The sequence below is a fragment of the Archangium violaceum genome (assembly GCF_016887565.1).
Lineage (GTDB): Bacteria > Myxococcota > Myxococcia > Myxococcales > Myxococcaceae > Archangium > Archangium violaceum_B.
The window spans coordinates 8,647,439-8,670,841 of record NZ_CP069396.1 but is presented as its reverse complement, the minus strand read 5'-3'; the positions used below and the strand labels follow the sequence as shown (position 1 = coordinate 8,670,841).

Below are 23,403 nucleotides of genomic sequence, written 5' to 3'. Positions count from 1 at the left end.
TCCCAGATCGTGAGGATGAGAGTCCATTCCCAGATCATGAGGTTTGGCGAGAGGGTGCATCCAGTGCGTGCGCCATGCTCAATCCATCGCATCAATGAGAGGAATATGATATGAATGCCGACAAACCCTAATCAAAGAAGCTCCCCCCCCATGCGCTTCGCGAAATCGACGATACCGCCCCCCCTCGATTCGTCCGGCCGCCCATCCGCTTCGTCTCTGGCCACCGTGTTCGCCGCTGTCGTCTCACTGACGGCTTGCGGCGGCAATGGAGGTGGAGACTCGGCCACCCCTCCCAACGCCCCCGTCACGCCCACCCCATCGGGCACCGGCGTGACGGCCGAGTACACGCCGCTGTACGCGGCGGACACCCCGATCGTCGAGCAGCTCCAGTACACCGAGCCCGACGGCACCCTCGTCACCTTCATGGGTGCACGGCCCACCGAACGCCATGCGCGTGAGCGCGGCGAGGCCTGGGACGCACCCGACCAGGGTCCGGGCCGGTACTTCACCTTCCCCACCTTCTATTTCCAGAACAGGACCTTCGGTCTGGAGATCCGTGACGAAGTGCCCGCCGGCCGCCAGCGCATCGAGGTGATCCTGCACGTCAACGACGGCACGTTCAATGGCACCACCTTCAGCCTGTTCCGCAACATCAACAACCCCAATGTGCGCGACTTCGGCTGGTCGTTGAACTATGGCTTCAACAATCCAGAGGAAGGCAACAAACCCATCTGCCACGCCGGTCAGCGCACGTGCAAGATGTCCTTCACGTCCAACTGGCGCACGTCCCCCCACAGCCCGCTGAAGATTGGCGACAAGATCGAGCTGGCTCCCGCGCCGCGCCTGCAGAGCCCGGCCATCGACGGCGGCGGTGAGCGCTATTACTCGTTCGAGCAGCTCTACGTGGTGGGCAAGGGCATGCGTCCCTGGTACGGCATCGTCCCCAACCTGGATTCCGAACCCCTGCCGGACTCCACCCTGCTGGGCGGACAGGCCAGTGTCTCCTACAACTACTCGGAGGAGCCGCACCGGGTGTTCCAGCAGATGGCCAACAACATCGGCATCGGCAACACCAAGCGGTTCGTGCAGGGGCGCCGCCTGTTCCACACCTCGTTCGCGGATGGCAAGCACTCCGAGCACCCGACCACCAACCCGATATTCACCGAGCACGTGGGCCAACTGGGCCCGCGCTATAACCAGTCGCGCTGCATCGAATGCCATACGGCCAATGGCCGCAGCCCGGCGCCGGTGCTGGGCGCGCGGCTCGACACCCTGTCGGTGCTCACCGGTGTCGCGGGCGCCAACGGCACGGTGCTGCCCGACCCCATCTACGGTCTGAACGTGCAGCAGCGGGCCGCTTCCACGACCGCCCCCGACTACGCGGTCAGCGTGGCGTCCTACGACAAGACGGTGCGCACGCTGGCCGGTGGCGAGCAGGTCGAGCTGGTCAAGCCCGTCTACACCTTCAAGGGGCCCGTGCCGTCGCTCTTCTCCGTGCGGCAGGCTCCGCAGGTCATCGGCATGGGCCTGCTGGAGGCCGTGGCCGAGCCCACCATCCTGGCGCTGGCCGACCCCGATGACGCCAATGGTGACGGCGTGCGCGGCGTGCCGCACTGGGTGAACGACCCGGAGACCGGCAAGGTGCACCTCGGCCGCTTCGGTTGGAAGGCCACCAAGGCGAGCCTGCGCCACCAGGTGGGTGATGCGCTCGTCAAGGACATGGGCGTCACCTCGCCGGTGTTCCCGTCGCGCAGCTGCCAGCAGGGCGCGCCCGACTGCCGCTCCACCACCGCGACCACGGCGGTGTCGGACACGGAGCTGCAGCGCATGTCGGACTACCTGTCGCTGGTCGGTGTGCCGGCCCAGCGCAGCCTGCGCAGCGGCTACCCCGAGGGCATCCGCGTCTCGCCGGAACACGATGTGAATCCGCAGCTCATCGAGCGCGGCAGTGCCCTGTTCGCCCAGGCCCGTTGCACCACCTGCCACACGCCGCAGATGACCACGGGCAACACCCACCCGTTCGCCGAGCTGCGCAACCAGACCATCCGCCCGTACACCGACCTGCTGCTGCACGACATGGGGCCGGAGCTGGCCGACACGCTGACCGAGGGCCAGGCCGGCCCGAGCCTGTGGCGTACGGCGCCGCTGTGGGGCGTGGGATCGCTGAAGTATGTGCAGGGGGGCGTGCAGAACGTGCGCTACCTGCACGACGGCCGCGCCCGCACCCTGACCGAGGCCATCGGCTGGCACGGTGGCGAGGCGACCGCCAGCCGCGAGCTGTTCGAGGCGTTCTCGCTGGAAGAGCGTGCGGCCGTGATCGCCTTCCTCGAGTCGCTGTGACCTGACGGGGAAACGGGGCTGGAGGCTCTCGGGCCTCCAGCCGCCGGGTCAGCGCGTGAAGCGCTCGGACAGGCCGTTGGGGCCGAACACCTGCACCTGCCCGGTGTGGAGCAGCACCGGGACGCCCGCCGCGCGGATCTGGTTCCTGGTCGCGGCGGGGAGCCACGTGTTCGTCGACGGATCGTACACAGCCGCCCGCCCGAAGCTGCCCGTCACCAGCACCTCACCCGAGTAGAGCATCGTCGCGGAGTAGGCGCCGCTGAACGGCAGGGGCGGGCCCGCGAACCACCGCTCGTTGTACGGGTCGAACATCTCCACGGAGGTCTCCGTGGGATGCGCGTCGCCCAGCACCATCACGTTGCCCGAGTAGAGCCGGACCGCGAGGTGGTACTTGCGCGCCCGGGCCATGCTGGCGGTGAGCGTCCAGGTGTTCGTGGCCGGATCGTAGATCTCCGCCGAGGTGTGCGACTCGAGCGAGGGGGCTTCACCCCCCGCCACCAGCACCTTGCCCGAGTAGAGCAGCGTCGCGGTGTGCGACGAGCGGGGGATGAGGGTGCTGCCCGCGATGCTCCACGTGTCCGTCTCCGGGGTGTACAGCTCCGTGCCTTGGATGGTCCGCTGCTCCCGGTAGCCGTAGCCGCCCACCAGCAGCACCTGCCCCGAGTCGAGCAGCGTCGCGGTGTGCCGGTAGCGGGGCGAGCTCAGGGTGCTCGGGAGGGTGCTCCACGTGGAGGTGGCGGGGTCATACAGCTCCGTCCTGCTGGCCGAGTACTTCGGGCCGATGTCTCCGCCGGCCGCCAGCACCTTGCCCGAGGGGAGCTCCGTCAAGGTGTAGGCGCAACGGCCCAGCGCGCTCATCGTCCCCGACCACCGCCACGTGTCCGTGTACGGGTTGTACACGTACGCGATGCCGCAATGCTGGGTCAGCACATCGCCCGTGCCACGCATCAGGGTGGCCACCTGGAACGAGCCTCCCGCGGACGCGGTAGTGGACCAGCTTCCGACCGGACTGGTCAGGGACTCGCCCCGGGTTTCCAGCCCGGTGCCGGGCGTTGGAAGGGTTTCCTCGGGCTGGCATCCCATGGACAGGGACAGCCATCCGAGCATCAACAAGGACGAACGCAGGGTCTTCATCGGGCTACTTCCTCCGGGCATCGCGCTCCCGTGGATCGGGTGCCCGGAGGAGAGTAGGGAAGACCGTTTGTCGAGCAAGGGGATTTGAAGAACCCCTCGCTCACCTCCCGGTCCATCTCCGACTACTTCAGGGAGGGGGGCCGCTTCGCCGGCACGCAGCGAAGCTGGGTCGGATCGCAGGTGACCGCGAAGTCCGGATTGATGCTCGCCTCGGTCTCGCAGAGGGAGTTGTCCGGCTGCCCGTCCTCACCCTCGCAGTCGATGTCTCCAGGCCACATGGCCCAGACCTCGTACTGCGCGGTACACCCGTTCTCGGTGTACTCCAGGTCCGCCACCAGCTGCGTGCCCGGAGCCCTCGCGATGGCGAGCACCTGGACGTTGCTCCACTTGTAGACGATGTCCGCCGCGGGCAGTTCCCGGGTGGCATCGGCGGGAGCGTGCTTCTCCGCGACCGCCATGTCCAAGGCGGAGCAGAAGCCCTCCGCGTTCGAGGCCTTGGCCATCGCTCCGAGCGAGTACGACAGGTTCACCGCGTCTCGCTCATTGAGCGCGACGAGCGTCGCGGGGTTGATGGAGAGCCGCTCGTCGCCGGAGGGCGTGGAGAACTTCAGGATGCCGAGCTGCTCCCCCGGCTTCACGGGGCAGGTGCTCTCGCCCTTCGGCTTGTAGGTGGCGGCCCATTCCAGGCTCTGCACCGGACAGCCGATGGGCGGCTGCGTGGTGTCACAGGAAGAGGCGAGGGTGGCGGCGACCGCCAGACCGAGGATTCGTCGAGTCATGTGCGTGGGATCTTTCCTGTCCACGGTCGTTAGAAGGACAGCCGGGCGCCGAACCGGACGGTGCGCGGCGACTGGTAGGCGGTGGGCCTGCCGAAGTTCTTGTTGACGGACGACGGGTCGATCGGGTTGCCGTCCGGATCCACCAGCTTCGACGGCAGATCGTTCGTGCTTCCTCCCTCGATGGGCAGCACGTCCGCGGTCGTGTAGTTCTGGTCGTACGCGACGGGCGCCTGGAAGTTGAAGACGTTGAAGACGTCCACGCTGAGCGAGGCGGTGAGTTGCTGGGTCATCTTGTAGTTGAGGGCCAGGCGGCCGTCGATGCGGTGCACCCAGGGCAGGCGGCCCGCTTCTCCGCGCGGCAGGATGAAGGCCTGTCCCGTGCCGTAGTCCTCGTGCGCCCCGAGGTAGCTGTACGGCGTGCCCGAGCTGCCCCGGTAGGACGCGCCCAGGTTGATGCTCAGGTCGGGCCGCAGGACGAACTCACGCGCGCCGAAGGCCTTGAACTGGTGCGTGCGGTCGGCCGGCAGCGGGCCATAGCGGTTGGGCAGCAGGGAGACGAGGTCGAAGTCGGAGTTGATGTTCGGATCCAACTGGCCGGTGTCGGAGCGGAACAGGCCCTCGTAGTTGCCGCGCAGCGAGGACCACGTGTAGCTGACCTGGGCCAGCCAGAGGTCGGCGAAGTTCTTCTGGAAGAAGACGGTCACCGCGTCATACGTGCGCTGCGGCTTGTCGAAGTCCGTGGCGAAGCCGCGCCCCGGATTGCCGATGAAGTAGGTGGCGCCGTCATCCCGGCTCATGTCCTCGATGGCGATGTTGAGGGAGCGATGCGTGTAGGACAGGCCGACGCGCGAGTTGGCCAGCAGCTCGTACTCGCCGCCCACCACGAACTCGTCGGTGGACTGGGGCTGGATGCTCGGGTCCACGATGGTGGCGCCCGCGCCCACGGTCTCCCACAGGCGGCTGGAGTCCAGCCCGGGCCGGTAGGGCATGCGCGCGGCGTCGGTGGAGCACACGCCCCGCTGCTGCTCGGGGTCGCGCGGGTCGCAGAGGCTGGAGTCCTTCTGCGAGCGCACGCCGGGCTCGCCGGGGAACGAGCGGTCCACGAGATCCAACGGGACGCTCTCGTAGTAGCGGGCGTAGTTGGCGTAGAGCTTGGCCTTGCCGGAGCGGGTGGGGTCGACGATCACTCCCAGCCGCGGCGACCACTGGTTGGCCAGCACCATGGCGAGCTGTCCACCGCCCACCAGGTGTTGGACGTCGTAGCGCAACCCCACGTTGAGGGTGGCCATGTCGAACAGGCTCCAGCTGTCCTGCAGGAAGCCGCCCACGGAGTTGGACGTGGACACCGGGTGCTGGGAGTCCTGGATGACCACCTGGTCCGGGCCGATCAGGTACCCGTACTGGCGGTAGTCATAGAAGTAGTCGCCCTCATCCGACTCGATGAGCACGGTCCTGCCGGTCACCGCGCGGATGTGGTCGTAGCGCATCTGCTCCAGATCCAGACCCGCCTTGATGACGTGCTGGCCCCCGGCCTGCAGCAGCAGGGTGCCGATGAGCTTGCCCTGGAAGCGATCCAGCTTGCTCTCGTCCAGGCGGCCCGGACCGCCCGTCAGGTAGGAGAGCACCGGGCAGCGCGTGGCCAGCCCGGCGGTGGGGGAGGCGCAGATGGAGGGATCCGCCAGCTGCTCGAACTCGGTGACGGAGTGCTGGCCTCCGACGGTGCGCTCCCAGGTGGTGTTGGAGATGCCAGCGAGCCCCTCGGAGCTGCCGGCCCGCGTGCCGTCCGAGGCGCGCGCGCTGAAGTCCTGGTGGTGCCAGCCGAGGGTCGCGTCGAAGAGCAGGCGCTTCTCCATGAAGGAGGAGGACCACTTGAGGCTGGTGTCCAGGCTGTTGGCGATGCGCTGGGTGGCGATGGCCCCCGGCTGGCCGTTGATGCGCTCCACCTCCGGGGCGCCGGTGCGCTCGCTGATGGAGAAGCGGCCCGGGCCTCCCGCGGACGACGGCGTGCCCGTCACCGACACGCTGACGTTGTGGTCCTGGTTGAGCAGATACGTGAGCTTGCCGATGAACTGGAAGGTCCGCTGGTCCGCGAAGAAGAGCCGCCGCGTGCCCTCGATGCGCTGCGTCTGGGAGAAGCCCAGCTCGTCCTGCACGGGCTGGCCGTTCTCGTCCAGCACCAGGGCGTTGAGGTTGCGCTCCAGCTGGTACCGGGTGAAGGAGGGCGCCACGCCCGCGTAGAACCACAGCTTGTCCTTGAGGATGGGACCACCCACCTCGGCGCCGATGTCGCCCAGGTTCCACAGCGAGGCCTGGCCGGAGATGGTGCCCGCCTCCTGACGGATCTCCGTCCCCCGGCTGCCCAGCGCACCCGGGGTGAGGTTGCCGAACACCGAGCCGTGGAACTCGTTGGAGCCCGACTTCGTCACCGCGTTGACCACGCCGCCGGTGGAGCGGCCGTACTCGGGCAGGTAGCCGCCGCTGATGACGTTCACCTCGCCGATGAACTCCACGCTCAGCGGGGTGCCGTTGATGCCGAAGCCCGGATCATTCACCGAGACGCCATCCACGATGTACTGGTTCTCCGGCGAGGTGGAGCCGCTGACGGAGACGCCGTAGGTGTCCGCGTTCGCGCCCGGGGCCAGCTCCGCCAGCGCCTCGAAGGAGCGCGAGCCCGCGCCCTTTCCGCTCGGGGAGACGACGGCGATGTTGCGCAGGAAGTCCTTGCTGACGTTCACCCCGGTGGAGGCGGAGCCGATGTCGACGGTGGGCGCCTGGGCCACCACGCTCATCTCTTCTCCGAGCCCCTCGGGGAGCAGCTCCACGTTGACGCGCACCGAGTAGTCCAGCCGGACGCCGATGTTCTCGCGGGACAGGGGCTTGTAGGCCTCCCTGTCGAACCTCAGCGTGTACACGCCGGGTGGAAGCTGGGGGATGCGATACTGGCCGGACGCGTCGGTGACGACCGTCTGCTCGCCCTGGAGGGCGGGAGAGGTCGCCGTGACCACGACGTCCGCCACGGGCTTCCGGCTGGCCGCATCCACCACCGTGCCCAGGAGCACGGAGGTTCCCTGCGCCAGGGCCACGTTACCTGCCAGGCACAAGGCGAGCGCGAGCAAGCCGGAGTGCCGGAGGATCCTTCTATCTGTCATGGGGGTGTTGTTGCCCGGTGGTGGGGGGGGGAGGGTCTCCACCGGGCGCTCCTCGGGGAACGCAGCAAAGCGTCCACATTCGAAAGGATCAAGCCCTGCTTTGACCGTGCACCGCCATGGCGCCGCTCATGCAATAGCCGACCACGCCCATCCGGGGTCCCTTCACCCCCTTTCCACCGCACAGGGGGAATGGGCCGGGGCACCGGGTGTTGGAGGGCGACTTCCCCAGGGACTTTCCGTCATATGCCATCTCAGAAACGACGTACTCCGGGCGCCACGCGCGCGGTGCTCACTGCCAGTGCCTCCGCCTTGTTCGCCGCATGTGCCACTTCCGCTCCGATGGACAAGGCGGCGGGGCCGGCGCAGGTGACGCCCCCTGCCGCGGCGGCCTCCGCTCCGGCTGCTTCCCCGAAACCCACCTACGGCAGCTTCGGTGTCGACACCGCGGGGATGGACCGGTCCGTCGCGCCCGGCGACAGCTTCTATCGCTTCGTCAATGGCAAGTGGCTCGAGAAGACGGAGATCCCCGCCGACCGGTCCAGCTACGGCATGTTCACGAAGCTCGCGGAAGAGGCGAGCCTGCGCACGCGCGCGCTGATCGAGGAGGCCGCGAGCGCCAACGCGCCCGCGGGCAGCGACGTCCGCAAGATGGGTGACGCCTTCGCGAGCTTCATGGACGAGGCGGCCATCGAGGCCAGGGGCGTGTCGCCGCTCCAGCCCGAGCTCGGCCGCATCGCCTCCATCTCCACCCGGCGCGAGCTCTCCGCCGCCCTCGGAGACACGCTGCGCGCCGACGTCGATCCGCTCAACATGGGCGATGTCACCACGGACCGGCTCCTGGGCCTCTGGGTGGCCGAGGACCTGAACGAGCCCTCGCGCTACGCCGCCTATCTGTTGCAGGGCGGTCTGGGCCTGCCGGATCGCGACTACTACCTCGTCGACAACGCCAGGTTCGTGGAGGTCCGCAAGCAGTACCAGCAGCACATCGCCAATCTGTTGCGTCTGGCGGGTATCACCGACGTGGAGGCCAGGGCCCGCCGCGTCTTCGAGCTCGAGCGTGACATCGCGCGGGTCCACTGGGCCCAGGTGGACACGCAGGACGTGGTCAAGACCAACAACCCTTGGACCCGGGAGGAGCTCGCGCGGCGCGCTCCGGGCCTGGATTGGGACGCCTACCTTGGCGCCGCGGGCCTCGGACAGCAGCGCCAGATCATCATCTGGCAGCCGAGCGCGGTGACGGGGATCTCCCGGCTCGTCGGCGACGCTCCCGTGCAGACGTGGAAGGACTACCTGACCTTCCACGCCATCTCGCATGCCACGCCCTTCCTGCCCAAGGCCTTCGTCGACGAGTCCTTCGCGTTCAATGGCCGGGTGCTCTCCGGCGCGCAGCAACTGCGCGAGCGCTGGAAGCGCGGCGTCGACTTCACCAGCGACGCCCTGGGCGAGGCCATCGGCAAGCGCTACGTCGAGAAGTACTTCCCGCCGGAAGCCAAGGCGGAGGCGGACAAGATGGTCCGCAACATCGTCGCGGCGTTCGGCCAGCGCATCGACGCGCTGGCGTGGATGTCTCCGGAGACGAAGGCGCGCGCGAAGGAGAAGCTGGCCACCCTCCAGGTCGGCATCGGCCACCCGGACCGGTGGCGGGACTACTCGGCGCTCGAGATCGTGCGCGGGGATGCCTACGGCAACGCCGAGCGCGCCTCCCGCTTCGAGTATCAGCGCAACCTGAACAAGCTCGGCAAGCCGGTCGACAGGTCGGAGTGGTTCATGGTTCCGCAGCTGGTGAACGCGCTGAACTCTCCCCAGCAGAACTCCATCATCTTCCCCGCGGCCATCCTGCAGCCGCCCTTCTTCGACCCGAACGCCGACCCGGCGGTGAACTACGGCGGCATCGGCTCCGTCATCGGGCATGAAATCGTTCACAGCTTCGACGACGTCGGCGCGCAGTTCGACGCTCGCGGCAAGCTGGCCAACTGGTGGACGAAGGAGGACGCCGAGAAGTTCAAGGCCGCCGGCCAGGCGCTCGCCGCCCAGTACAGCGCCTACCGCCCGCTGCCCGATCTCCCGGTGAATGGCGAGCTGACCCTCGGCGAGAACATCGCCGACGTCGCCGGTCTGTCGATCGCCTACGACGCCTACCGGCTGTCGCTGGGAGGAAAGCCGGCGCCGGTGCTCGACGGCTTCTCCGGTGAGCAGCGCCTCTTCCTCGGCTTCGGTCAGGTCTGGCGCAACAAGTACCGCGAGCCGACCCTCCGCCGCATCCTGCTGACGGACGGGCACTCACCGGGCGAGTTCCGCGCCTCGACCGTGCGCAACCTCGACCCCTGGTACCAGGCCTTCGGCGCCACTCCCGGGCAGACGCTCTACCTCGCACCCGAGCAGCGCGTGCGCATCTGGTAGGAGCGCGAGGGCCCGCCGTGACACATGGCGGGCCCTCGTGGGTTCCAGGGGGTTCAATCGCAGGTTCCGCAGTCCCGCTTGCAGCTGTTGGCGCGGTCGAAGTTGCCGCAGGACTCGGTGGCCTGGCAGATGCCGTCCCCGCACGTGTAGATATCCTGGGGGCGGATCCGGGTGGTCATGGGCAGGTAGTTGACTCCGTTCCGGCTGCACCGCGTGAAGTACGTCCCCGTGCTGTCGGGCGTGCAGCGCGCGTGGCAGCTGCCGATATGGACGAGCGGAGGGCACTCGTTCGTCCCCGAGAGCGCGCACGCACGCAGGCTGCTCTGTGTCGCCAACAGCATGCCCTGGTCATTGCCGACGAAGAGCCCCTCTCCATTGAAGAGATTGCCGAAGAAGCAGGCCTCCCTCAGTGGATAGGACGACAGCTCCGAGGGCGTGTAGGGGATGCGCTGACTCCGCGCATCGGTGCCCAGGACGGAGAGGGTGACGGTGCGCCCGTATTTGTTGACGAGGGCGCCCAGACACGCGGAGACGACCTGTTGCTCCGCCAGGGTCGCGGGTTGGTCGTTGGCCCAGTCCGGTGCCAGTCCCAGCAGGCCAGGCCAGACATAGGTGGACGTGCCATTCGAGTACGTCCGGTTCTGTCCATTCGGGACGGCGCAACGGACCAGATACTTCATGACGAGGTCGGCTTCCGCCGGGTTCTGCTGGAACCAGGCGGAGAAACTGCTGCTCGACAGGCCGTTGAAGGCCAGGCCATTGAAAGCCAGGCCGTTGAAGGCGAGACCGTTGAAAGCCAGGCCGTTGCCTGTCAGGCCATTCTCGTCCTCGAGCGCCTGGATGACTGTTCCGCCGGGTTCACCAGGTGGGCTGGCGGGCTCCTCCACCGGGCCGCAGCCCTCCGCGAGCAGCAGCAGGAACACTCCGAACAACTCGAGGCGCTTCATGATGTCTCCCCCAGAGCCCTGAACCGGACGCTTCGCTCCCGAGGTTTCGGGTGGGAAGGTGGGCTCCAGGAGAAAGTGTCACTGTATTGATTTTGCAAGAATACACACGGGGCGTCATTCCCCCCTGGAACCGTTGTCCGTGGACGGTCACCGCGTGGAATGCCAGACAGTCCGAGGAAGAGCCGTCGGACACCAGACGCTCGGGGTTGTCTTCTCATGGGTCACACCCGTCGCGGCTCAGCTGCGGCGCTTGAGCTCGCGGGCGACCACCTCGCAGCCGGGCTCATAGCGGCCCTGGATCGCCTCCATCGCGCGTGCCAGCGTCAGCTCGGCGATGCGCTCGTGCCGCTGGGGAATCGAGTTGACGCGCAAGGGCAGGAAATCGAGCAGGCGCTCATCCCCGAACGTCGCCAGCCGCAGCGTCCGCGGCAGGCCCGAGGGCAATTCGAGCAGCACGTCGAGCACTCCCTGCAGCAACGTATAGGAAGAGGTGACCAGCGCGTCCGGCAGGCCGTGCGCGGAGAGCAGCTCGCGCATCAGCCGGGCGCCGCTCTCGCGGTCATAGCGGGCCCCCGTGGCCTCGTGGACGCGCTCGAGCCGTCCCGCGACGGCGCGCCGGAATCCCTCGCGCCGCTCGATGGTGATGGACAGCGTGGCCACGGCGTCGAACCAGGCGACGCTGCGGGTGTGCTCGTCGAGCACCGAGCGCGTCAGCGCCTCGGCGGCCACCGTGTTGTCGCTCATCACGCAGACGAAGCGCCGCGGGTCCAGCGCGCGGTCGACCGCGATCACCGGAGTGCCGGCCGCCATCAACTCCGCGTAGAACGGATCCCCGGCCGGCAGCGCGCTCGCCACGATCAGGGCATCGCAGCGCCTCGCTCGCAGCATCAACGCGAGCTCCCGCTCGGTCCGCTCATCATCCTCGGAGCCGACGATGAGCAGCTGGTAGCCCTCGCGCCGGGCGCCGTGCTCGAGCAGCTTGGCGAGCCGGGCGTAGCTGGTGTTCTCCAGGTCCGGAACGATGAGGCCCAGCGTACGGCTGGCGCCGCGCCGCAAGGCCGCCGCCTGGGCGTCGATGCGGAAGTTGTGGCGCTCGGCCACGGCCAGCACCCGTTGCACGGTCGTGGCGCTGATGCGGCGCTCCTCGGCCTGGCCATTCAGCACGTAGCTGGCCGTCGTCCTCGACACTCCGGCCAGGCGAGCGATGTCCGCCAGGGTCATCTCCGACCTCCCCTGATTCTCCGTTGTGCGTCCCGTCTTTCCGGGTTTCGGAAATTTCGGGCGCGGCCCGAGCATTCAACGTATGCAGGTGACACGATTCAGCAGAACGGCTATAAGCGGCGGTACAGGAGATTGCAACCCATGCTTACGCTGACTCGGGACGATGTCCGGCTCGGCTGCCGCGCCGCGGACTGGAAGGCGGCCCTGGCACAGGCCGCCGAGGCGCTGGTCGAGGCCGGACGCGTGTCGCCTGAATATGGAGAGGGGCTGCTCGCCCGCGAGGCGCAGTCCTCCACCTATCTGGGAAACGGCATCGCCATCCCGCATGGCACGCCGGAGAGCCGGCGCTACGTGCGCTCCACCGGCGTGCGCGTGCTGCAGTTCCCCGAAGGTGTCGCGTGGCACGACGGCTCCCGGGTGAGCCTGCTGGTGACGATCGCCGCGCAGTCCGACGAACACCTGGACATCCTGCGCCAGCTCACGCACGTGCTGGATCGCGAGGGCGTGGCGCGGACGCTGGCCAGCGCGAAGAACCCCGATGATGTGATCGCGACGCTGTCGCGTGTGCCGGAGAAGGCGAGACTCGACGCGGAGACGCTCTGTCTGGGCCTGCCGCTACGAGACCGTCTGGAGCTGGCCCTGGCCGCCGCGGCGCGCCTGCGCCACATCGGCTGCGTGGAGGCGAGCTTCGTCGCGGCGATCGCCGGGCAGCAGCCGGTGCCACTGGGCCAGGGCCTGTGGCTCGTGTTCGCGGCCTCCGGCGTCAACTCCCCGGCCCTGGCGCTGGCGACGCCCGAACGGCGCCTCCGCGACGGCGCGGGGGACGTGGCTGGCGTCTTCTGTCTGGCGGCGCACGGCGATGCGCACCGCGCGCTGCTCGAGCGGCTCGACGGGCTGCTCGCGCGCGGTGACGGCGAGCGGCTCATCGAGCTGTCGGCGGAGCAGGTCCTCTCGCGATTGTCCGGTGAGTCCGCGGGGGCCGAGACCGCCCGCGTCCGCCTGCTCAACGCGCACGGCCTGCATGCGCGGCCGGCCCGGGAGCTGGTGCAGGTGGCTCGGGCCCAGAGCGTGGCGGTCCGTGTCCGCCTGCTCGAGGGCCATGGCGAGGCGGTCTCCGCGACCAGCCTGACCCAGGTCCTCAGCCTTGGCGCACGGCGCGGCCAGACGCTGGTGTTCTCGGCGGAGGGGGAGGGCGCTTCCCAGGCCGTCTCGGCGCTGGTCGAGGTGGTGCGCGGCGGCCTCGGGGAGCCGGTGACGCCGCTCACCGAGACACGCGAGGAGAGCGTCCCTCGCGTCACCGCGAAGGAGCCGGTCGTCGCACCGGTGGCCGACGAGCCGCTGACGGCCGTCCCGGCCGCGCCGGGTCTCGCGATCGCCCCCGCCTACGTGCTGCGCCTGCCGGAGTTCCGTTATGCCGAACGGGCGGACGACCCCGCACGCGAGCGTGAACGGCTCGATCGCGCGCTGGTGGGGGCCCGCCAGCAGCTCGAGGCCCTGGTGCAGCGGACGGTTGGCGGCGAGGTCTCGCAGATCCTGTCCATCCACGCGGAGATGCTCTCGGACCCCGCCCTGCGCGATGCGTCCCTCGAGGCCATGGGCGAGGGCGCGTCGGCCGAGGCTTCCTGGTGGCGCGCGATCGACACCGCGGCGCGCGCTCAGGAATCCCTCGCGGACAGGCTGCTGGCCGAGCGCGCCGCGGACCTGCGCGACGTCGGCCGCCGCGTGCTCGGCCTGCTGTGTGGTGTCGAGATGCCGACTCCGCCGGAGCATCCCTACATCCTGGTGGCCGATGACGTCGGGCCGTCCGACGTCGCGCGGCTGGAGACGGCGAAGGTGCGAGGTCTCGTCACCGCGCGCGGCGGCGCTACCTCGCACAGTGCCATCCTCGCGCGGGCGCTCGGCATCGCCGCCGTCGTCGGGGCGGGGGAGCGCGTGCTGGCTCTGTCCTCGGGTGTCGAGCTGATCGTCGACGGTGAGAACGGACGGGTCGTCGCCTCGCCCAGCCCGGCCCGCCGCGAGCGCACCGAGCGGCGCATGGTCGAGCAGGAGAGCCTCCAGCGGGCCGCCCACGGCCGGCGCCACGAGGAGGCGCGCACGCAGGATGGCCACCGCGTGGAGGTCGCCGCCAACCTCGGCAACACCGCGCATGCCGCCGACGCCGTCGAGCGGGGGGCCGAGGGCATTGGCCTGTTGCGCACCGAGTTCGTGTTCATGGCGCACCCCCAGGCGCCGGATCTCGCGACGCAGATCGCCGAGTACAGCGAGGCGTTCGACGCGTTGAAGGGCCGTCCGCTGGTCGCGCGCACGCTCGATGTCGGCGGCGACAAGCCGCTGGCCTACTGGCCGATGCCACACGAGGAGAACCCGTTCCTCGGCCTGCGCGGCATCCGCCTGACGCTGACGCGGCCCGAGGTGCTCGAGACGCAGTTGCGCGCGCTGCTGACCGCCGCGGGCTCCCGTCCGGTGCGCATCATGTTCCCGATGGTCAAGGACATCGACGAGTTCCGCGCGGGCAAGGCGATCTTCGACCGGGTCCAGGCCGAGGTGAAGGCGACCGACGTCCAGCTCGGCGTCATGATCGAAGTGCCGTCCTGCGCGCTGCTCGCGCCCTCGCTCGCGAAGGAGGCCGACTTCTTCTCCATCGGCACCAACGACCTCACCCAGTACACGCTGGCGATCGACCGGGGCCATCCCCAGCTGTCCGCGCAGTCCGATGCGCTTCATCCCGGCGTGCTGCGGCTCATCCGCTTCACGGTCGAGGCCGCCCATGCCGAGGGCCGTTGGGTCGGCGTCTGCGGTGAGCTCGGCTCCGATCCGCAGGCGATCCCCGTGCTGGTCGGCCTGGGCGTCGACGAGCTGTCCGTCAGCAGCCGCCGGGTGCCGCTGGTGAAGGCCCGCATCCGCGAGCTGACGTTGTCTCGGGCACGAGAGCTGGCCGAGCTCGCGCTGAAGCAGCCGACCGCCGCCGCGGTGCGCGAAGCCCTGGAGGCGGCCTGATGGCTCGCATCCTGACGCTGACGCTGAACCCCGCCCTGGATCTCGCGATCCGCCTGGGGACGATCCGGCTCGGTGAGGTCAACCGGACCGAGAGCACCCGGCTCGATGCCGCCGGCAAGGGCATCAACGTGGCGCGCGTCCTCGCGGGGCTGGGGCATGACGTCACCGTGTCGGGCCTGCTCGGCGCCGACAACGAGACGGCCTTCGTGCGGACCTTCGCGGCGTGCGGTCTGCGCGACGCGTTCATCCGGGTGCCGGGCGAGACGCGCATCAACGCGAAGCTCTCCGAGCCCGACGGGCGCGTCACCGACCTGAACGGGCCGGGCCCTTTGATTCCGGCGCACGCGCTGGACGCGCTGACCGAACGCCTGGGCTCGCTGCTGCCAGGACTCGACGCGGTAGTCATCTCCGGCAGCCTGCCGCCGAACGTTCCCCCCGCGAAGCTCGCCGACCTCGTCCGCATGGCTCGCGAACGCCAGGTTCCGGTGTGGCTCGACACCAGCGGGGCGGCCCTGGTGTCCGGCCTGGCCGCGCGGCCCACGGCGGCCAAGCCCAATGAGACCGAGCTGGCCGAATGGGCGGGCCGCCCGCTCGACACTCCCGAGGCGCGTCTCCAGGCGGCGCGGCGGCTCAACGCCGAGGGCGTGGACGAGGTGCTCGTCTCCGTCGGCGCCGAGGGCGTGCTCTGGGCCTGGCGCGGCAACGCACTGATGGCCGTACCGCCACGGGTCCAGGTCGCCAGCACCGTGGGCGCCGGAGATACGCTGCTGGCCGGCACGCTGCACGGGGTGCTGTCCGGCTGGCCGCGCGAGCGAAGCCTGCGTTTCGCGACGGCGCTCGCCGCCGAATCCGTGCGCCATGTCGGCGTGGGCGATCCCTCCGCCGTGGACTTCGAACTGCTCCAACAACAGACCTCCATCCGGTCCCTGCCCGTGGACCCTCATACAGGGGAGAAGCGCTGATGAACGTGATCCTCGTCACGGCCTGCCCCAGTGGCGTGGCCACGACCTTCCTGGCCGCCCGGGGTCTCGAGCGCGCGGCGACCCGGCGCGGATGGAAAGCGGCCGTGGAGATGCACAGCCAGCTCGAGCCGGTCGTCCCGGTCGACAGTGCCACGCTCGCCGCCGCCGAGCTCATCGTCGTCGCGGCGAGCGCACCGGTGGATCTCGCGAGGTTCGTCGGCAAGCGCGTCCACCAGGCGCCCATCTCGGAAGCCCTGCCGGATCTGGACGCGTTCCTGACGCGCGCCCAGAAGGAAGCCAGGACGTTGAGCGCGGCCGCCGCCGTTGGCGACACGAAGGCCGAGCCCTCGTCTCGTCCGTCCGTCCCGGGCAAGCAGAAGCTCGTGGCCGTCACCGCCTGTCCGACGGGAGTCGCCCACACGTTCATGGCGGCCGAGGCGCTGAGCCAGGCCGGGCGAGGGCTCGGGTATCCGATCCGCGTGGAGACGCAGGGCTCGGTGGGCGCGCAGGACGCACTGACCGAGGAGGAGATCCGCGAGGCGGAGGTGGTGATTCTCGCCTGCGACATCGAGGTCGACCCCTCGCGGTTCGCCGGCAAGCGTGTTTTTCGGACCTCCACCGGCGCCGCGCTGAAGCACGCGGGCCAGACGATCCACGACGCCTTGGAGAAGGCGCGGGTCCTGGGCGGCAAGGAGGGAGGGCAGGCGGCCCGGAGTGGCGGGGGCGAGTCGGGGGGCCAGCGCGGCCCCTACCGGCACCTGCTGACGGGCGTGTCCTTCATGCTCCCGATGGTCGTCGCGGGCGGCCTGTTGATCGCGCTGTCGTTCGTGTTCGGCATCGACGCGGCCAAGGAGAAGGGCTCGCTGGCGGCGGCGCTGATGCAGATCGGCGGCGGGGCGGCCTTCAAGCTGATGGTGCCGCTGCTCGCCGGCTACATCGCGTATTCCATCGCCGACCGGCCCGGGATCGCCCCCGGCATGATTGGCGGCTACCTGGCGAGCGAGCTGGGAGCGGGGTTCCTCGGCGGCATCGCCGCGGGCTTCATCGCGGGCTACACGGCCCAGGCGCTGAGCCGCCACGTCAAGCTCCCGGTCAGCGTGGAGGCGTTGAAACCCATCCTCATCATCCCGCTGGCGGCGAGCCTGGTCACCGGACTGGTGATGATCTACGTCATCGGCACGCCGGTGGCCGCCATCATGTCGGCCGTCACGACGTTCCTGACGAACATGAACTCCGGCAACGCCATCCTCCTGGGCATGCTGCTCGGCGCGATGATGTGCTTCGACCTCGGAGGGCCGATCAACAAGGCGGCGTACACCTTCGGTGTCGGTCTGCTGTCGGCGGGCGCGGGAGCGCAAGGTCCCATGGCGGCGATCATGGCGGCGGGCATGGTGCCGCCCATCGGCATGGGCATCGCGAGCCTCATGGCCAGGGCCAAGTTCTCGGAGCCGGAGCGCGAGGCGGGCAAGGCCTCACTGGTGCTGGGCCTGTGCTTCATCTCCGAAGGGGCCATCCCCTTCATGGCCAAGGATCCCCTGCGGGTGATTCCCATCTCCATGATGGGCGGAGCGCTGACGGGCGCGATGTCGATGTACTTCGGCGTGCACCTGATGGCCCCACACGGCGGGCTGTTCGTGCTGCTGATCCCCAACGCGGTCAATCACGTGCTGCTGTATCTGCTGTCCATCGCCGCCGGCTCGCTGTTCGTGGGGGCCGGGTACGCGCTGGTCAAGACGGGCCGGGTCGAGCTGCCGGGCACGACGGAGCAGCCACGGGAGAAGCCCTGGAGTGGCACGGGCGCCGGAAACGGCCGCGCGACGGTCGGTCAGGGCTGACCGGACCGTCGCGGGAAGAACCTCGGACCGGCTCGTTACTCGGCCGCGGCCTGGTCCAGACCGCCCTCGGCCATCAGGCCCGCCAGCTCGGCCTTGAGCTTGTCCTTGGCGCGGATCTCCAGCTGGCGGGCGCGCTCACGCGAGAAGCCGAAGTGCGCGCCCAGCTCGCTCAGGGTCATCTCCGCGTCGCCCATCACCCGGTGCTCGATGATGAAGCGCTCGCGCGGATCCAACCGCGTCAGCGCCCGGCGGATGCACTCGCGGGTGAGGTTGGCTTCCTGACGCTCGGCCACCTCGTCCGCCTGGGAGGAGGACTCCGACTCCACGAAGTCCAGGTGCGTGGCGTCGCCGTCCTCGCCCACGGGCGCGTCGAGCGACAGGTCACGCCCACCCATGCGCTGCTCCATCTCGCGCACCTCGGAGGCCTTCACGTTCAGCTTCCGGGCGATCTCCTCGGCGTTGACGACGTGGCCATCGCCGGCGCCCAGCTTCTCCAGCTCGCGGCGGGTGCGCGCCAGGGCGAAGAACAGCCGACGCTGGGCCTGGGTCGTCCCCAGCTTCACGAGGCTCCAGTTCTTCAGCACGTAGTTCTGGATGTAGGCGCGGATCCACCACACCGCGTAGGAGATGAGGCGGATGCCCTTGTCCGGATCGAACTTCTGCACCGCCTTCATCAGGCCGATGTTCGCCTCCTGGATGAGGTCGGACATCTTCAGGCCGTAGGAGCGGTACTCGTAGGCCACCTTCACCACGAAGCGCAGGTTGGAGGTCACCAGGTGGTGGCCCGCGGCCAGGTCACCCTGACGGAAGCGGCGCGCCAGGGCCTGCTCCTCGGGCTGGGTGAGCAGCGGGTACTGGTTGATCTCCGAGAGGTACGTGGAGAGGGAGTCGACGGAGGAGAAGGAGGAGGAGGCCTGCATGGTGGGTCTCTCGGGCGAAGGACGGGGGGACGTCGTGACTGCGTGCCAGATGTCCTTAGCAACACGGATGCCAGGGGTTTGAGAGAGCGTTCCTCAGCGAATACGGGTACTTGCATCGAGACACCTCCGTGCTTAAGGCTGTAGACGGGTAATTTTTACTGGGTGCCTGGCGAAGGGGACTCCACGGATTTCAGTCCCTCCTGTGCTCCGGGGTGCGACATTCATCCCGGGAGACGGCACTCCACGGAGTGGGCGGGGCGGTCCGCTCCCCCTCCTGTCAGGTACAGGAGAGTCACGGCGGGTGCCGAATCACAAAGGGGGGCGCCTTCCTTCATTCTTCCGAGGGCGCCCTCGCTCGAGGTGCGACAGCCGCCCATCCCGGAGACGGTGGGCTCGGGGGAAAGGTATGAGCACCGCATCGAGGCTGGGTCCGCGGAGCACACGCGTGGGCCGCCAGTTGGGACTTGGGGTGTGCCTCCTGTTCGCGGTGCTGCTGAGCGGTTGCCCCAAGCCGCAGATCCACCGGTTCACGACGATGCCGCCCGTGGCGTGTCCCGGCGACGAGGTCACGCTGCACTGGGAGACGAACGGGGCCGTGCGCCTCTCGGCCACTCCCGATGTGGCGGCGCTCGGCGCGAAGGACGACGCGGGGAAGCAGACGGTCACCGTCAGCGGGCCCACGCGCTTCCGCCTGGAGGTCTCCCGCGTCTTCGGACTGAAGAAGGAGATGACCGAGAGCGAGGTGCTCTCTCCTCCGAAGGATCTCGAGTACGGCATCGTCGATGCCGAGGGCGAGGGCCACTTCACGTGCTCGGCCGAGCTGGGGGGGTTGGAGTCCTCCTTCCAACTGGACGGCGCTCACATCTCGCCCAACGTGCGCATCGGGCAGGTGAGGAACATGAACGTGCGCGCGCTGGTCATCCGCAAGGGCGAGGTGTCCGAGACGGTGGGGGAGGGCGCGGCGGCACCGGGATTCGAAGGACAGCCCGCCCAGGGACTCTGGCAACTGCGCGTCCCGCTCGAGGAGGGGGAGAGCTGCGAGGACGCGCTCGAGTCGGTGGATGGCCGGTTGATCATCAAGCTCCAACTCTCATGCCCGAGGTGAACCCATGGCCGCGCTCGACGAGATCCGGACGATTGTCATCCTGATGATGGAGAACCGGTCCTTCGACCACATGCTCGGGCATCTGTCGCTGGAGGACCCGAAGTGGGACGTGGACGGGCTGCGAGAGCCCGACACGAATCCGCGCTACGCCAACGTCTTCCAGCACCGCATCCACCGGCCCTTCCTGATCGATAACGAGGCATCGGTCATCCGGGATCCACCGCACAGCCGGCACCTGGTGGACGTGCAGATGGCGAGGAGCCCCAGCGGGAAGAAGTACCGCATGTCGGGCTTCGTCCAGGCGTACTTCGAGTACACCCAGCATCAGGCGGAGCATCCACCCCCGATGGGGTACTTCGATTCGCGAGGGGCCTGGATGACGTCCTTCCTGGCGAAGGAGTACTGCGTCTGCGATCGCTGGTTCACCCCCCTGCCATCGGACACGCAGCCCAACCGCAGCATGGCCTTCACGGGAACCACGCTGATCGAAGACACGGGGTCTCGGCTCATTCCGCACCGGGAGCATGTCTTCGACTGGCTGAACAAGCGGGGCATCCGGTGGCGCGTCTATCATGACGGGCCTCCCTTCTTCCTGCTGTTCGGGAGGTTCCACGAGCTGGTGGGGATGAAGTACCGCCCCATCAGCGAGCTCGCGCGCGACCTCCAACGCGAGGACCCGGACGAGGCGCCGCAGGTCATCTTCATCGAGCCGCGCTACTTCGACTTCTTCTGGTCGGACGTGCCGGCCAACTGCAACCATCCACTCGCCCTCGTTGGCAATGGCGAGCTGTTCCTGCACCAGGTGTATACGGCGCTCACGAGCAACGCGGACAAGTGGGCGCGGACGCTGTTCCTCCACACCTACGACGAGCACGGCGGCTTCTTCGATCATGTCCCGCCGCTGCCCATCGAGAACCCGGCCCCCGCGGGAGCGGAGTTCACGATAGGGTTCAAGACGACGGGGCCACGGGTGCCCGGGTTGATCGTCTCCCCCTGGGTGCAACCGGGAAAGGCCTTCCACGGCAATCTCGACCACACGTCGATGCTGCAACTGCTGGCGGAGAAGTTCGGGTCGGGCCCGGAGGACTACTCGGCCTCGGTCAACCACCGGAGGGCACAGGGCATCCGGAGCATCTCCGAGGCGCTCTCCGACGCGCCGATGCTCCGGTCCATTCCCACCCGTGCGCCACGACCGGGTCCGCTCGCGCCCTCGATGAAGCGGCAGCCCCGGTCGTCCAACGAGCGTGCCTTCCAGCAGGCCGCCCTGGAGCTGCTGAAGCACGAGGGACCCATCGCGACGTCGGCGAAGTACCCGGATCTGGTGGGGGCGCCGCTAACGCCTGACGCGCATCCCTGAACCAGCCATGCGGCGTCGGAGTGTTGACCCGAAATAATCAGGAACTGGCTCTCCTACATGCGCGCCCGATCCACGGGCGCCACCTTTTCGAAGGAGAGCCGACATGCTCCTGTGTCGCTTGCGGACCGCGGTCCTGATGGGCCTGCTGTCCCTCATGGTCTTCTCTTCCACGGCCCTGGCGCAGACCGTGAACTGCACCGGATATCCCGCGTGGAACTCCACCACCATCTACAACCCGGGGGATCGGGTCGTCTATCAGGGCAATCTGTACGAGGCGCTGGTGGCCATCTGGACGGCGGATCCCGTCTGGGGCACCGCCAGTGGTTGGTACAAGCTGGTTGGCCCCTGTGGCACCGGTGGCGGTGACACCACGGCGCCCTCGCAGGTGTCGGGACTGCGCTCCACCGGCACCACCAGCTCGCAGGTGAGCCTGGCGTGGAACGCGGCGACCGACAACGTCGGCGTCACCGGCTACATCGTGTTCCGCAATGGCACGCAGGTGGGCACGCCGACGGGCACGACCTATACGGACACGGGCCTCGCGGCGAGCACCGCGTACAGCTACACCGTGAAGGCGCGCGATGCCGCGGGCAACCAGTCGGTGGCGAGCAGCGCCCTCTCGGTCACCACGGCGTCCGCCAGTGACACCACCGCGCCGAGCGTCCCCGCGGGCCTCACCGCGCCCTCGAAGACGGCCTCGTCCGTGTCGCTCTCGTGGACGGCGTCGACGGACAACGTCAGCGTGACGGGCTACATCGTGTTCCGCAATGGCACGCAGGTCGGTACTTCGACGGCCACGGCCTATACGGACACGGGCCTCGCGGCGAGCACCGCGTACAGCTACACCGTGAAGGCGCGCGATGCCGCGGGCAACCAGTCGGCGGCGAGCAGCGCCCTGTCGGTCACCACGTCGCCTTCCGACGGTGGCAACACCGACACCTCCTGGCACCCGTCCTACCTCGCGATCGGCACCGTCTTCGAGCCCTTCACCGGGACCGATGGCTTCTTCACCAAGGTGAATCCGTACTTCCCCTCGGGCAAGCGCATCAACTACGGCTACCTGTACCTCAACGGCGGCTCCCAGTTCAGCGAGTGGCACAGCCGCGCGGATCGCCTCGCCCGGAAGAGCAAGGAGCAGGGCATGACGCCGATCTACGTGGTGTATGGGATTGGCGGCAACACCGACAGCGCGTCGGTCGTGTGGGGCAACATCCAGAGCTCCGCCTTCCTCTCGCAGTACTTCCAGGGGCTGCGCGACGTGGGCCAGACCGCCACGTCGATCCTCGGCACGGGCCGGGTCGGCTACCTCATCGAGCCCGATACCCTCGGCTACATCCAGCAGCAGTACGCGTCGCAGTATGGCGATGACCCGTCGCGCATGCCCGCCGCCACCTATGCCGCGTATGACTCCGGCGTGCTCCAGCGCGGCGTGGATCCGGACTTCCCGAACACGCTGACCGGGCTCGTCCAGAGCATCAACTACACCCTGCGCAAGTACACCCCGAAGGCCTTCCTCGGCTGGCAGCTCAACCTCTGGGCCGCTCCGGGCGCTCCCGGCACCGGCATCATCCACTCGACCGAAGTGTATGGCTTCGAGGCCGGCAAGACCCGCATCCAGGACAACGCGCGGGCCAACGCGACCTTCGCCATGAAGGCCGGCGTCAAGTACGGCAACGCCGAGTTCATCTCCATCGACAAGTACGGCCTGGATGGCGCTGGCGCGAACGGCGCGAACCCGAATGATCCGGCGACCTCGCTGTGGTTCTGGAACGCGGACCTCTGGAACAACTACCTGCTGTTCGCCAGGACGCTGAAGGAGACGCTCTCCCTGCCCGTCGTGCTGTGGCAGGTCCCCGCCGGGCATATCAACGGCACGAAGCACCCCAGCCCCACGGCCTACAACTCCTCCGGCACGTTCCCGGACCTGAACAACTCCGTGCAGCACTACGAGGAGTCCGCGTCCCCCTACCTGTTCGGTGACAGCTTCACGCTCTCGGGCAACAGGCTGAGCTACTTCTCGAAGAACGTGTGGAACGATCCCAAGGTCTCGGTGAGCGGGAGCACGGTCACCTGGGGCTCCCACATGCAGGAGGCCGCCAACGCGGGCGTCGTCGCCATCCTCATGGGCGCGGGCGTCGGTGTGAGCACCCGCGCCATCCCGCAGCCGGGCAGCTACCCGGAGAGCGAGCCGACCGAGAACTACTACTGGATCACCCGCGTCCAGCAGTACCTGGCCAACCCGACGCCGCTGCCCTGA

14 protein-coding genes are annotated in these 23,403 nt (G+C 68.7%); 8 read left to right on the top strand and 6 right to left on the bottom strand.

From position 1 onward, the window contains the following. Window positions 1–150: 150 nt before the first annotated feature. Window positions 151–2,340: a di-heme oxidoredictase family protein gene (locus JRI60_RS34475; RefSeq protein ID WP_204220169.1), complete on the top strand. Its 2,190-nt coding sequence runs from the start codon at window positions 151–153 to the stop codon at window positions 2,338–2,340. Window positions 2,341–2,388: 48 nt separating this feature from the next. On the opposite strand, the gene JRI60_RS34470 is transcribed toward JRI60_RS34475, so the two are convergent. The 3 genes from JRI60_RS34470 to JRI60_RS34460 all read right to left on the bottom strand — a co-directional run bounded on the left by JRI60_RS34470 (window position 2,389) and on the right by JRI60_RS34460 (window position 7,402). Next, complete coding sequence (locus JRI60_RS34470; RefSeq protein ID WP_204220168.1) at window positions 2,389–3,474, bottom strand: Kelch repeat-containing protein; 1,086 nt, start codon at window positions 3,472–3,474, stop codon at window positions 2,389–2,391. Window positions 3,475–3,596: 122 nt separating this feature from the next. Continuing rightward, the gene (locus JRI60_RS34465) at window positions 3,597–4,253 is read right to left on the bottom strand and encodes a hypothetical protein (RefSeq protein ID WP_204220167.1); all 657 of its coding nucleotides are present in this window, start codon (window positions 4,251–4,253) and stop codon (window positions 3,597–3,599) included. A gap of 29 nt (window positions 4,254–4,282) precedes the next feature. Next, entirely contained in the window at window positions 4,283–7,402 is a 3,120-nt protein-coding gene (locus JRI60_RS34460) for a TonB-dependent receptor (protein WP_204220166.1), read from the bottom strand. Window positions 7,403–7,645: 243 nt separating this feature from the next. On the opposite strand from JRI60_RS34460, the gene JRI60_RS34455 reads away from it, so the two are divergent. Beyond that, a complete protein-coding gene (locus JRI60_RS34455; protein ID WP_204220165.1) occupies window positions 7,646–9,802 on the top strand; it encodes a M13 family metallopeptidase in 2,157 nt (718 codons plus the stop codon). Between the two features lie 53 nt (window positions 9,803–9,855). On the opposite strand, the gene JRI60_RS34450 is transcribed toward JRI60_RS34455, so the two are convergent. Together JRI60_RS34450 and cra are read right to left on the bottom strand one after the other, a co-directional pair. Beyond that, window positions 9,856–10,749 carry a hypothetical protein gene (locus JRI60_RS34450; protein ID WP_204220164.1) on the bottom strand — a complete coding sequence of 298 codons (894 nt, stop codon included), beginning with the start codon at window positions 10,747–10,749 and terminating at the stop codon, window positions 9,856–9,858. Window positions 10,750–10,986: 237 nt separating this feature from the next. Then, window positions 10,987–11,970: a catabolite repressor/activator gene (gene cra / locus JRI60_RS34445; RefSeq protein WP_204220163.1), complete on the bottom strand. Its 984-nt coding sequence runs from the start codon at window positions 11,968–11,970 to the stop codon at window positions 10,987–10,989. 141 nt (window positions 11,971–12,111) lie between these two features. Between cra and ptsP the strand changes: the two genes are divergently transcribed. Genes ptsP through JRI60_RS34430 form a run of 3 tightly spaced genes read left to right on the top strand, consistent with a single transcriptional unit; the run spans window position 12,112 to window position 17,764 of the window. Beyond that, window positions 12,112–14,967, top strand: a complete 2,856-nt coding sequence (gene ptsP, locus JRI60_RS34440) for a phosphoenolpyruvate--protein phosphotransferase (protein ID WP_204220162.1) — start codon at window positions 12,112–12,114, stop codon at window positions 14,965–14,967. After that, the gene (gene pfkB, locus JRI60_RS34435; RefSeq protein ID WP_204220161.1) at window positions 14,967–15,929 is read left to right on the top strand and encodes a 1-phosphofructokinase; all 963 of its coding nucleotides are present in this window, start codon (window positions 14,967–14,969) and stop codon (window positions 15,927–15,929) included. Before ptsP ends, pfkB begins: the two co-directional genes overlap by 1 nt. Continuing rightward, window positions 15,929–17,764, top strand: a complete 1,836-nt coding sequence (locus tag JRI60_RS34430; RefSeq protein ID WP_204220160.1) for a PTS fructose-like transporter subunit IIB — start codon at window positions 15,929–15,931, stop codon at window positions 17,762–17,764. The genes pfkB and JRI60_RS34430 overlap by 1 nt, the downstream gene beginning before the upstream one ends. 35 nt (window positions 17,765–17,799) lie before the next feature. Here JRI60_RS34430 and rpoH read toward each other — a convergent pair whose 3' ends face one another. Next, the gene (gene rpoH / locus JRI60_RS34425) at window positions 17,800–18,684 is read right to left on the bottom strand and encodes an RNA polymerase sigma factor RpoH (RefSeq protein WP_204220159.1); all 885 of its coding nucleotides are present in this window, start codon (window positions 18,682–18,684) and stop codon (window positions 17,800–17,802) included. Between the two features lie 406 nt (window positions 18,685–19,090). On the opposite strand from rpoH, the gene JRI60_RS34420 reads away from it, so the two are divergent. From JRI60_RS34420 to JRI60_RS34410, 3 genes are all read left to right on the top strand, one after another. Continuing rightward, window positions 19,091–19,789: a hypothetical protein gene (locus JRI60_RS34420; protein ID WP_204220158.1), complete on the top strand. Its 699-nt coding sequence runs from the start codon at window positions 19,091–19,093 to the stop codon at window positions 19,787–19,789. Window positions 19,790–19,793: 4 nt separating this feature from the next. Beyond that, window positions 19,794–21,146, top strand: coding sequence for an alkaline phosphatase family protein (locus tag JRI60_RS34415; protein ID WP_204220157.1), 1,353 nt, complete (start codon window positions 19,794–19,796; stop codon window positions 21,144–21,146). A gap of 103 nt (window positions 21,147–21,249) precedes the next feature. Then, window positions 21,250–23,403 (top strand): fibronectin type III domain-containing protein, encoded by a 2,154-nt coding sequence (locus JRI60_RS34410; RefSeq protein WP_239469873.1) that lies wholly within the window; start codon window positions 21,250–21,252, stop codon window positions 23,401–23,403.